Raw genomic sequence first — 11,622 nt, forward strand, 5'->3', positions numbered from 1 at the left:
TTGTGTGGGGCGTGGCGTTGGGCGTGGCGACGTACGCCTACTACCTGCGGCGGCGTACGGCGTGCGCGCGCTGCGGGCGAGGTACTACGTCCCGAAGCGACGTTCGCGCTGCGCGTAGCTCCGAATCGCGCGCAGGAAGTCGACGTGCCGGAAATCCGGCCACAGCGCCTCGCAGAAGTAGAACTCACTCAGAGCGCTCTGCCAGAGCAGGAAACCGCCCAGACGCTGCTCGCCCGACGTCCGGATGACCAGGTCGGGGTCCGGCTGGCCCTTCGTGTACAGGTGGCGGGCAATGTGCTCAACGTCGACGCGCTCGGCGAGCTCCTCCAGCGAGATGCCCTTCGCGGCCTCCTCGAGGAGCAGCGACCGGACCGCGTCGGCGAGCTCGCGGCGTCCGCCGTACCCGACCGCGACGTTGACCAGCATCCCGTCGACGTCCTGCGTCGCCGTCTCCGCCGCCTTCAGCGCCTCTGCGGTGGTGCCGGGCAGCAGGTCGAGCGCACCGACCGGGTGGATCCGCCAGCGGCCGATCGCGGTCAGTTCCTCGACGGTCTGCTCGATGATCCGCAGCAGCGGCTCGAGCTCCTCGGCCGGGCGGGTCAGGTTGTCGGTGGACAGCATCCAGACCGTGACGACCTTCACGCCGACGTCGTCACACCACTCCAGGAACTCGGAGATCTTGTTCGCCCCGGCCTCGTGACCGCGCGACACCGGGTCGCCGACCTGCCGGGCCCAGCGCCGGTTGCCGTCGATGATGACGCCGATGTGCCGCGGGATCCGGTCCGGCGACAAGGACCGGCGAACCCGGCGCTCGTACAGGCCGTAGACCGCGTTGCGCAGCTTCTGCTTGCCAGGTGTCCGCATGGGCAGGGTGCTCTCCTCGAAGACTCTCGGTCACGAGGCTAGCCCAGAAACGCGCGCGCCGAGAGGCCTGGGAGCGCCCCGGGAAAACCTCGGGGAAACGCCGAACTTTCCGGGCATTTCCGGCATCGAACCCTTGGGGTGTGTCGCGCACGAACCGGCGTCGGGTAGCGCGCGGACCCTCGGCGTTCGCGCGGACCCTCGGCGTTCGCGCGGACCCTCGGCGTTCGCACGAACCCTCGGCGTTCGCACGAACCCTCGACGTTCGCACGAACCCTCGACGTTCGCACGAACCCTCGACGTTCGCACGAACCCTCGACGTTCGCACGAACCCTCGACGTTCGCGCGGACCGGCCGCGACACAGCGCCGTACCGTGGTGACTCCGGCGGGAACTGCGGCGGTCGAACTGGTGACTTCGCCGACAATCGTCCTGCTGGCCGATGCGAACCTACGGTTGCGTAGGTTACGGTTGCGTATCGGCGGGTACCAAACCCCTCACGGCGTCGATTTGCGCCACCCCTCACCCGCCCGGACTCCCCCGAAAGGACGGCGATGACCGCGAGCAGCGCCCAGCCCCAAGAACTCGGTCACCGACTCTCCGGACGGCTCGGCCCGCTCAAGCCGAAACTCCGCGGCTGGTTGCACGCCGGCACCTTCCCGCTCGCCACCGCCGCCGGCATCGTGCTGATCTGCCTGGCGCCGCACGCGAACGCCCGCCTGGCGGCCGTGGTCTACACCGTCGGGGCAATGCTGCTGTTCGGCATCTCGGCGCTCTACCACCGGTTCTACTGGGGCCCGACCGGCGAGGCGATCCTGCGCCGGCTCGACCACAGCAACATCTTCCTGCTGATCGCCGGCACCTACACACCGCTCGGCATGGTGCTGCTGCAGGGCAAGGACCGGGTGCTGATGCTCAGCCTGGTCTGGGGCGGCGCCGTGCTCGGCATCCTGTTCCGGGTCTTCTGGCTGAGCGCGCCACGCTGGATCTACACGCCGATCTACCTGGCCCTCGGCTGGGTCGCGATCTTCTGGATGGCCGACATCTACCGCGCCGGCGGCACCGCGGTCGTCACCCTGATCGCCGTCGGCGGCGGCCTGTACTCACTCGGTGCCGTCGTCTACGGCACCAAGCGCCCGAACCCCTCACCCCGCTGGTTCGGCTTCCACGAAATCTTCCACGCCTTCACCGTCGCCGCCTTCATCTGCCACTACATCGCCGTCAGCATCGCGACGTACCGCGCCGGCTGACCTACCTCACCAGCTGGCAGCTGAAGAGGTGCCCTGACGGATTGCTTCTCGACGCCAGCTTGTCCTGGCCGATGGCGGCTTGTCCTGGCCGATGGCGGCTTGTCCTGGCCGATGGCGGCTTGTCCTGGCCGATGGCGGCTTGTCCTGGCCGATGGCGGCTTGTAACCCGCCCGCGGCGACACAACCCACCAGCGGTGAGCCTGCACCGGCTGCGGTGGGCTTGAACAGGGCGCGGTGGGCCGGAACACGTCGCGGTGGGCTTGAACAGGGCGCGGTGGGCTTGAACAGGGCGCGGTGGGCTTGGACAGGGCGCGGTGGGCTTGAACACGTCGCGGTGGGCTCGAACACCTCGCGGTGGGCTTGGACAGGGAATAACCGGTCACCACCCACCAGTTCCTGTCCAAGCCCCCGCCAACTTCCGCACGCAGGTCTCGTCAGCGCAGCGGTCCACAAGCCGACCGATCAGCCCGTCGGCCGGTTCCACCCACCGAGTCGTGGCGAATGGCTCCGGTGCCTCCCAGCGAGTCGTGAGATTCGGCTGTCGTCGCCAGCCATCTTTCACGACTCGACGCCGGAGGGGCGTGGCGTGGCAGCTGTGCTGCGAGGCTAGTCGGCGCCTAGTTCGCGGAGGGTTTGGCGGAAGGATTCGTAGCGGTCGGGGCCCAGTTGGCGGGACCAGCGTTCCTCGACGCGGGCGATCGCCGCTTGGCTGTACGCCAGCGCCTCGTCGCCGAGCGGCGTACGGCGGACCAGGCGCACGCGGCGGTCTTCGGGGAGGCGTTCGGAGGTGGTGTAACCGAGCCGCTGCAGGTAGTCGACATGCTGCCCGAGGCCCTGTTTGGTCATCGTGGCGATCTCGGCCAGGTCGGTGATGCGAGCGCCGTCGGGCGGGATGAGTTCCAGGAGCCGGTAGTGCGAGACGCGCAGACCGGGGAACCGTTCCGAGGTCGTGGCGAGGATCTCGGCGCGGATCCGGAGCAGGGCCATCCCCAGGAGGCGGCCGACGTGCGCGGCGCCGACCCGGGAATCGTCGTTGACGGAGGTCATAAAGCAACTTTACTATACCGATAGTAAGGTGACTTTACTTCTCTGGGGGGAACATGATCACCGAACTCGCACCACTCGGCCGCGACGCCCTGGGGGAGGAGGACCTGACCGCGCTGGTACGGACGATCACCGGGGATCCGGCCGCCGTACCGGGCGCGGTCAGGCACGAGCACGTCGACTACCCGATCGGGACGCCGAGCACCGACTCGCTGCACCGGGTGTTCGGGACGACACGGGACGGCGCCGAGTGGTCGTGTTTCGTGAAGAAGCTGCAGTCGGTGCGGCACTCCCCGATCATCGAGTTCGTGCCGGTGGAGTACCGGCAGAGCTTCATCGACTACATGCCCTGGCAACTCGAGGTCGCCGTCCACCGCAGCGGCGTCGGCGACCTGTTGCCGGACGGTATGCGCCTGCCGGTCGCCTACCGCATCGACGAGTACCACGACGACCGCGCGACCCTGTGGATGGAAAACGTCGTCCAGGAGTGGGGCCCGTGGCCGATCGACCGCTTCGAGCGCGCGGCGTACCTGCTCGGCAGACTCTCGGCGCGCCGGCAACCGCACCTGGTCGAGCCGCTCCTGCCCCGCGGCGGCCAGTACTGCACGCCGGGATTCGCCCTGCGGTACTACGCCCAAGGCCGAATCCTCGGCAACGCACTGCCCACGCTCGCCGACCGGCAGATCTGGCGAGACCCGATGCTCGCGGCCGCGGTGTGCAATCTCGGCGAGCACGGGCTGCGCGACGAGCTGCTCGCGCTGGGCGAGCGCGTACCCGCCGTACTGGACGCCCTCGACGCGATGCCGCAGTGCTACCAGCACGGCGACGCGAGCCCGCAGAACCTGCTGGTCCCGCACGACAACCCGAACGAGTTCGTGGCGATCGACTGGGGGTTCGACTGCCCGCAGGCGGTCGGCTTCGACCTGGGGCAACTGCTGATCGGGCTGGCCCACGCGGGCGAGCTCGCCCCGGAGGCGTTGCCGGCCGTCCACACGGTGATCCTGAACGCGTTCCGCGAGGGGCTGGCGGCGGACGGGATGCCGGTCGACGAGGACCAGGTGCGGTACGGATACCTGGGTTCGTTGCTCGTCCGAGCCGTCTTCACCGCGTTGCCGCTGGAGCTGTTCGGCAAGGCGGAGGCGACGTTCGAGTTGTTCGAGCAGCGCGTGCTGCTGACCCGCACCCTGGTGGATCTGGTCTCCCCCGTCGTTTGACGCGATCACATCTCAGTCGTGTCACAGCCGCAACGAACGGCCCACTTCCGGGTATCCATGGTGCGTGAGGAACCTGAGCAGATACGCCACAGTTGCCGTGATCGCCGGATTCGTCCTGACCGGATGCGGAAGCGAAGGCGAGCCCGGCACCGGGAGTACGCCGACACCGACCGCGAGCCAGTCCACGCCGACCGGCACCGCCCTGCCGCTCACTGTCTCGAGAACCGGTGGATTCGCCGGCTTCAACGAGAAGGTGCACATCACCGCCGATGGGGTCGCGACCGTCACCGACCGCAAGCGGGGAACACTCCGCTGCCGCCTTGACGCGACCTTGCTGAGTGAGCTCACCACCGCGGCTCAGCAGGTCGACTGGACCAAGCTGCCTGCGACCAAGCCGACGACTCGACATCCCGACGACCTGGTCATCGCGGTGACCTCCAACGGAAGGACCGCGCGCATCGAGGATCCGATCCTGGAGCCGCTGACGGCTCCGGTGACCGAACTGTTCACCGAAGCCGCCATCCCGCCCGGAAAACGCTGTACGAAGTTCTAACCGGCCGTCAGCGCGACGTCGTCGATCACGAAGCTCGTCTGCAGCGAGGAATCCTCCTGCCCGACGAACCGTACCGTGACCAGCTTTCCCTTGTACTGCGTGACATCCAGCGTTTTCCGGACGTACGACGTACTTCGGTCGAGGTTCGAGTACGTCGCCAGCGTGGTCACGCTCGCGCCGTCGACGATCTGCACCTTGACGGTGTCGTACACCCGCGAGGATGTGGTTTCCGCGGTGTCGATCCGGATCCACAACGACAATGCGGCCGCGGCGGCGCCGGCGGGCAGCGTGACCGACTGCCCAAGGTTTTCGGTACTGCTCCTGCCGTTGCCCTGCAGCCAGGCCTTGTAGGCCCCGGTGTGTGCCGGGCGGGACGTGTTGCTGGTGATCACGCCGACATCGCCGGTCCAGCTCGCGGCGCCGGACTCGAAACCCGGGTTCTGCAGCAGGTTGTCACCGGCCGGCGGCTCGCTGCCGCCGTACTCCTTCTGCGCGTAGGTCCAGATCATGTGGCCGATGGCATCGATCTGGCGATCCAGCGACGTCAGATCCAGATTGTCTGCGGTGTCACAGGATCGGTGGTAACACGGGTCGAAGGCAGCACCCGCCGTACCGCCCCACTTGGCGGCCTGGGCGGACGTCTTCCGGCCCTCGGCCCCGGAGAACGTACCGGCCGTGGGAATGCCCAACGACCGGAACGCGGCATGGTCGGACCGGCCCTGGACGTCGATGTACTCGGTCTGCACGTTCTTCGTGCTGAAGTACGCGACCAGATCGTCCCGAGCACCGTTGCCGGCCGGGTTGTCGTCGTACACGAAGTAGCCGGCGTTCGGCGACGCGATCATGTCGAAGTTCAGGTACAGCTCGATCTTGTCCCGCTCGGCCGACGGCAGGTTGTTCACGTAGTACTTCGACCCGAGCAGCCCGAGCTCCTCGGCACCCCAGAACCCGAACCGCAACCGGTTCTTCGGAGTCTGGCCACTGGCCGCATAGGCCAGCGCGGTCTCCAGAACGCCGGAGCTGCCCGAGCCGTTGTCGTTGATCCCCGGACCAGAACTCACACTGTCCAGGTGCGAGCCGGCCATCACCACGTGATTCGGATCGCCGTGCGGCCAGTCCGCGATCACGTTGTACGACGTACCCGCCGACGTGCTGAACGACTGCAACGTGGTGGTGTACCCGGCAGCGTCCAGCTTGGCTTTCACATAATCGGCCGACGCCTTGTAGCCGGGCCGACCGGTTGCACGATTGCCACCGTTGCTGGTGGCAATGGACTGCAATTGATCCAGGTGGGCCTTGGCGTTGGCCACCGAGATGTCGGGAGACTCCGCCGCGGTGGCAACGTTGCCCGCGGCCACCAAGACGCCGGCTCCCAGAACGCCGGCCGCGAGCACGACCGGAAAGACGATCTTGCGCATCAGGAACTCCTTCGAACGCAAGGAATCCGGGGCGCGCGGGCCTTGGGCGGAGGGCCGCGCGCGCCCCGGACGATTCACCGTGAGCTCAGCTCACGATCAGTTCACCGTCGAACTGACTGCTCAGGGGGCAGCCAGTCAGCTGGCGGTCAGCGAGGTGTCGTCGATCACGAAGCTGGTCTGCAGCGAGGAATCCTCCTGGCCGACGAACCGCACCGTCACCGTCTTTCCCTTGTACTGCGTCACATTGAGCGTCTTCTGCACGTACGACGAGTTCTTGTTCAGGTTCGAGTACGTCGCCAGCGTGGTCGCCGTCGAACCGTCGACGATCTGAACGCGGGCGGTGTCGTACGCGGTCGAGCTCGTCGTCTCCGCGGTGTCGATGCGGATCCAGAACGACAGGGTCGCGCTGCTCGCCGACGCCGGGATCGCGACCGACTGGTTGATAGTCTCGGTCACGCTCCGGCCGTTGCCGCCGAGCCAGAGCTTCCAGGTGCCGGTCCGGGCCGGACGGCCCGAGTTGTTTGTCACCGGGCCGGAGGTACCGGTCCAGTTCACGAAGCCGGACTCGAAGCCCGGGTTGAGCAGCAGGTTGTCACCGGTCGGCGGCTCGGGGTCGCCACCACCGGAGCAGGCGGCCGCACCGGCCGGAACCGAGATGCCGTTGAACGCGGCTTCGATGCCCTTGCACTGCGTGGAGTCCGCGCCGTACAGCTCCTTCGCGGAGTTGATCGCCCCTTCCCGGGCGTCCTTGTAGGTGCTGCCCGAGCTCAGCTTGGTGCTCAGCGTGCGGTACCAGACCTTGGCGGCCACGTCGCGGCCGATACCGGTGATGGTCGCGCCGTTGCAGGCGGTGCTGCTGTGCGTGACACCGCCGATGACCTTGCTGCCGGTGCCCTCGGAGGCCAGGTAGAACCAGTGGTTCAGCGGGCCCGAGGAGTAGTGCGGGTCGAGGCCGCCGGTGCTGGTCGACCAGCAGTCCTTGCTGGCCCCGTCCTTCGACGGCTTGTCCATGTAGCGCAGCGGCGTGCCGTTGCCGTTGATGTTGATCTTCTCGCCGATCAGGTAGTCACCCGGGTCGCTCGAGTTGTTCGCGGAGAACTCGACCATCGTGCCGAAGATGTCCGAGGTGGCCTCGTTCAGACCGCCCGCGTCCCCGAAGTAGTTCAGGTTCGCGGTCGCCTCGGTGACACCGTGGCTCATCTCGTGACCTGCGACGTCGATCGAGGTCAGCGGACGGGCGTTGCCCTGCCCGTCGCCGTACGTCATCTGCGTACCGTCCCAGAACGCGTTCACGTACGCGTTGCCGTAGTGCACCCGCGAGCGCGCGCCCTGGCCGTTGTTGAAGATGCCGTTGCGGCCGTGGGCGTTCTTGTAGTAGTCCCAGGTCAGCTGCGATCCGTAGTGCGCGTCGACACCGGCGGTCTGCCGGCTGGATGTCGAGCCGTTGCCCCAGGTGTCGTCGGGGTCGGTGAACGTCGTGCCCGCACCGGAGGTGCCGCCGTTGAGGTCCGTGGTGTAGTTGCCGCCACGGGTCGGGTCGCTCATCGTGTAGCTGCCCGACGTACCGATGGTCACGGTGCCGGAGTACATCGAGTTGCCGGTACCGGTCTTGATCTCGTCGTTCTGGCCGAGCACCGCGCCGGTCGTGGCGTCGATGAAGGAGTGCAGCACCGACGGGGTCTGGTCGGCCTTGACGCCGGTGGTGACGACCTCGTATGCGAGGACCGGCTTGGTCGGCGTCACGAAGACGACAAGCTGACCCTTGTTGGCGGTGGCCTTGAACTTCGCCGCTTGCGCGCCCTTGGTCAGCGCCGCCGACTGGGACAGCGTCGGCTTGGTGGCGACCGCGACCGACTTCACGCCGCGGTTGTAGGTGACCTGGCCGATCGCTTCACCCTTGCGCTTGACGATCAGGTCGCCGCCGACGACCTTGAGACCGTTGAAGGTCCGGTCGTAGCGGACGTACTCGGTGCCGTCGGGGTCCTTGACGACGTCACGAACCTTGAGTTGCTCGCCGGAGCCGAGCCCTAGCGCGGCGGCGGTTTGCGGGGCCAGAGCCTGTTCGGCCTGGACGGCGGCCGGCTTGTCGAAGCCGGCGACCGCGAGCGGAGCCGTGCGTTCGCTGGCCCCCGCGGTCGAAGCGGTGAACGTCATGGCAAGACCCGCCGCCGCGACGACGGCCACCGCCCCTGCTGATGTCAGTCGTTTCAAGACAACATCTCCTCACGGTGTGGTCGCTGTTTGGGCGCAGCGACCTAATTCAGTTGGGGACGCGCCGGATGCTGACGCAACAGTGCCACTGCCTCATTTGTGACACTTCGTGTCGGTACATGCGAGTTCTGTTACATCCGACTGAGGACAGACTGTTGCCCTCCCAGTGCCGTGAGTCAAGGGATTCGACCGAAACCGCAGGGAAAACCCGCGCCGGTGCGCGGCTCAGTCCGCGGGGCGCAACTCCCGGCGAAGGTGTTCCGGCAACGTCACCGGCAGCCGGCAGGTGAATTTCTGACACACATACGCGGCCGGCGATCCGTTGACCAGGGCCCGCCCGTCCATCAGCGGTACGGCGAGTCCGCGCGCGCCCGTGACGATCGGCGTACCCCACGGCGCTTCGGCGTACGCGATCCGCACGAGCTCCTGCGCAGCACCGGACGCCTCGCCGGACGCGGCACCGGACGCCGTGCCAGACGCCGTGCCGGACGTCGCGCCGTCGGAGGTGACGACGGCGATCTCGAGGGGACCACCCGCCGCCGCTTCGGCCACGGCCAGCGCCCGCCCCGCGAATCGCGGCGCCCGCGCCGCGATGGTGGCCGAGGCGTTCAGCGCCTGCTGGGCCGCGGTCTCGTACCGCTCCGATCCGGTGAGGCTCGCGAGCGTACTGAACGCCTCGGCTGCGAGGCTGACGCCCGACGGTGTCGCGTTGTCGGTCGGGTCCTGCGGCCGCCAGACCAGTTGCTCCGCGTCCGCAGCGGTGTCGAAGTACGAGCCATCAGCAACGAATTGCTCCAGAACCCTGCCCAGCAAGCGTTCTGCGGCCTTGAACCAGCTGGCATCGCCAGTTGCTCCGAGCAACGTCAGGTAGCCCTGGGCAACGGCCGCGTAGTCCTCGAGGACGCCGTCGGCACTCCCCCGGACACCGTCCCGCGACGTCCGGTACAGCCGGTCGCCATCGAGATGAACATCCCGGATCAACGCGGCCGCGGCGACGGCGGCATCGACGTACTGCGGCTTGCCGAGGACGACGCCGGCGCGTGTGAGGGCCGTGATCGCGAGACCGTTCCACGCGGCAACGACTTTGTCGTCACGGCCCGGGTAGGTCCGTTGGCCACGCGCCCGCGCGAGGTCGGCGCGAAGACGGCTCCACCGGTCCGCGTCGTCCGGATCCTTCCGCAGCTGGAGTACCGACGTACCGTGCTCGAACGTGCCGGTCACGTCGCAGAGGTCGATCACCCAGGCGGCGTCGTCATCGCCGAGCACCTCACGCAGCTCGTCCGGCGTCCAGACGTAGTACTTGCCCTCCTCGCCGTCGGTGTCGGCGTCGAGTGCGGACGCGAAACCACCCTCCGGCGTGCGGAGCTCCGCCAACAGGAAGTCCGCGGTCTCCTCCGCGACGCGCCGCGCCAGCGGATCCCCGGTGAGCGTCCACCAGTGCGCGTAGACGTCCAGCAGCAGCGCGTTGTCGTACAGCATTTTCTCGAAGTGCGGGACGATCCACTGGCCGTCGACGGAGTACCGCGCGAAACCGCCGGTCAGCTGGTCGTACATCCCACCGCGCGCCATCCGGTCACAGGTGTGGGCGACCAGCGCCAGCGCGTCCTCGTCGCCGGTCCGCCGGTGGTACCGCAGCAGGAAGTCGAGCACCATCGACGGCGGGAACTTCGGCGCCTGTCCGAAGCCCGCGTCGACCGGATCGAACTCGGTCTTCAGCAGCTGAACCGCCCGATCGAGGTCGTACGGCTCCCCGCCGGCCGGTTGCTGGGCGCCGAGTTGTTCGACGACCCGCTTCCCGATCCCGTCCAGCTGCTCGCGCCGGTTCCGCCAGGCGTCGGTGATCGCCTCGAGCACCTGCCGGAACGACGCCATCCCGGCGCGCGACTCCTTCGGCAGGTACGTCCCGCAGAAGAACGGCTCGCCCGTCGGCGTCATGAACACCGACATCGGCCAGCCGCCGTGCCCGGTCATCGCCAGTGTCGCCGCCATGTAGATCGCGTCCACATCCGGCCGCTCCTCGCGGTCGACCTTCACGCTGACGAAATGCTCACTCAGGTACGCCGCGGTCTCGGCGTCCTCGAACGACTCGTGCGCCATCACATGGCACCAATGGCACGCGGAGTACCCCACCGACAAGAAGATCGGCACATCCCGCTCCCGAGCCTCCGCGAACGCCCGCTCCGACCACTCGCGCCACTCCACCGGGTTGTCCGCGTGCTGCCGCAAATACGGACTGGTCGACTGCCCGAGCTCGTTCGCCATACCCCCACCGTAAGCGCCCACCCGAACCACCGAACAACGCGGCTAGGTCCCGGGGAACCAGAGATCGGCCGTGCTCTGCGCCGTCTCGAGGCGTGCAGCGCACGGACCACTGGCGCTGGACGAAGGTGTTACCGGGACGACTGGTGTTCGGAGGTGGGGTGGTCGTGGCCGACGGGGTGACAGGTTGGCCGGAGCGATGGGGCGTGGCGTTGTGGCGGTCACCTCCTGGGGGTCGCGGTCGTGGCGGATCGTGCGGGCCAAACACGGGGGCCAACCCCTCGTGTTGGGGGTTCTCTGTCGGTACACGAGCAGAGAACCCCCAATACGAAGGGATATCCGGCTCCTGTGACTGATCGTGGGTGGGTCTGAGCGCCCGAATCGGTGCCCGCGCTGTCCGACCGCGCGTGTCCCCGCGACCGAGGCCCCTTGAGTCCCCACCCGGGACCGTGACCACCCAGGACCACATCCCATCCTGGGACCGCGCACCCCGCCCGGAACCTCACACACCCACCCGGCACCTCACACAACCACCCGGCACCCTGCACACCCACCCGGCACCCTGCACACCCACCCGGCACCCTGCACACCCACCCGGCACCTTGCACACCCACCCGAGACCTTGGACAGGCAATAATCAGTCCACACCCACCACACCCTGTTCAAGCCTCCGCCTTCAGCTCGCACGACGACCGGCGCAGCCAAACTCGCACGAGCCGATATCCGCGCGAGTCGGGGGTTCCGCCGCGCGGTGGGTTTACCCACGGTGTTGTGGGTTCCGCACCCTTCACACGGGTCAGGAACCCACAACAC

Annotated in this window: 8 protein-coding genes; 3 read left to right on the forward strand and 5 right to left on the reverse strand. The window is 67.9% G+C overall.

Features of this window, described 5'->3' with window-relative positions:
- Positions 1-84: 84 nt before the first annotated feature.
- Positions 85-864 (reverse strand): isoprenyl transferase, encoded by a 780-nt coding sequence (locus AB0B82_RS27315; protein WP_360174414.1) that lies wholly within the window; start codon positions 862-864, stop codon positions 85-87.
- Positions 865-1,414: 550 nt separating this feature from the next.
- Between AB0B82_RS27315 and AB0B82_RS27320 the strand changes: the two genes are divergently transcribed.
- A complete protein-coding gene (locus tag AB0B82_RS27320; protein WP_360174417.1) occupies positions 1,415-2,110 on the forward strand; it encodes a hemolysin III family protein in 696 nt (231 codons plus the stop codon).
- Positions 2,111-2,716: 606 nt separating this feature from the next.
- On the opposite strand, the gene AB0B82_RS27325 is transcribed toward AB0B82_RS27320, so the two are convergent.
- A complete protein-coding gene (locus AB0B82_RS27325; protein WP_360174420.1) occupies positions 2,717-3,157 on the reverse strand; it encodes a MarR family winged helix-turn-helix transcriptional regulator in 441 nt (146 codons plus the stop codon).
- Between the two features lie 53 nt (positions 3,158-3,210).
- Here AB0B82_RS27325 and AB0B82_RS27330 point away from each other — a divergent pair, with 53 nt between their 5' ends.
- Together AB0B82_RS27330 and AB0B82_RS27335 are read left to right on the forward strand one after the other, a co-directional pair.
- Complete coding sequence (locus AB0B82_RS27330; protein WP_360174423.1) at positions 3,211-4,368, forward strand: phosphotransferase; 1,158 nt, start codon at positions 3,211-3,213, stop codon at positions 4,366-4,368.
- 64 nt (positions 4,369-4,432) lie between these two features.
- Positions 4,433-4,921 (forward strand): hypothetical protein, encoded by a 489-nt coding sequence (locus tag AB0B82_RS27335; RefSeq protein ID WP_360174426.1) that lies wholly within the window; start codon positions 4,433-4,435, stop codon positions 4,919-4,921.
- Here AB0B82_RS27335 and AB0B82_RS27340 read toward each other — a convergent pair.
- From AB0B82_RS27340 to AB0B82_RS27350, 3 genes are all read right to left on the reverse strand, one after another.
- On the reverse strand, positions 4,918-6,339 hold the full coding sequence (locus AB0B82_RS27340; protein WP_360174429.1) for a M28 family metallopeptidase: 1,422 nt from the start codon (positions 6,337-6,339) through the stop codon (positions 4,918-4,920). The two genes, AB0B82_RS27335 and AB0B82_RS27340, sit on opposite strands and share 4 nt — an antisense overlap.
- 135 nt (positions 6,340-6,474) lie before the next feature.
- Complete coding sequence (locus AB0B82_RS27345) at positions 6,475-8,550, reverse strand: M4 family metallopeptidase (protein WP_360174432.1); 2,076 nt, start codon at positions 8,548-8,550, stop codon at positions 6,475-6,477.
- A 225-nt stretch (positions 8,551-8,775) separates the two neighbouring features.
- Positions 8,776-10,812: a thioredoxin domain-containing protein gene (locus AB0B82_RS27350; protein WP_360174435.1), complete on the reverse strand. Its 2,037-nt coding sequence runs from the start codon at positions 10,810-10,812 to the stop codon at positions 8,776-8,778.
- Positions 10,813-11,622 lie beyond the last annotated feature (810 nt).

It is taken from the genome of Kribbella sp. NPDC048915 (assembly GCF_040649595.1).
Lineage (GTDB): Bacteria > Actinomycetota > Actinomycetes > Propionibacteriales > Kribbellaceae > Kribbella.

Coding starts and splice junctions, on each gene's coding strand:
- AB0B82_RS27315 (WP_360174414.1), bottom strand. CDS start 864: ATGCGGACACCTGGCAAGCAGAAGCTGCGCAACGCGGTCTACGGCCTG.
- AB0B82_RS27320 (WP_360174417.1), top strand. CDS start 1,415: ATGACCGCGAGCAGCGCCCAGCCCCAAGAACTCGGTCACCGACTCTCC.
- AB0B82_RS27325 (WP_360174420.1), bottom strand. CDS start 3,157: ATGACCTCCGTCAACGACGATTCCCGGGTCGGCGCCGCGCACGTCGGC.
- AB0B82_RS27330 (WP_360174423.1), top strand. CDS start 3,211: ATGATCACCGAACTCGCACCACTCGGCCGCGACGCCCTGGGGGAGGAG.
- AB0B82_RS27340 (WP_360174429.1), bottom strand. CDS start 6,339: ATGCGCAAGATCGTCTTTCCGGTCGTGCTCGCGGCCGGCGTTCTGGGA.
- AB0B82_RS27350 (WP_360174435.1), bottom strand. CDS start 10,812: ATGGCGAACGAGCTCGGGCAGTCGACCAGTCCGTATTTGCGGCAGCAC.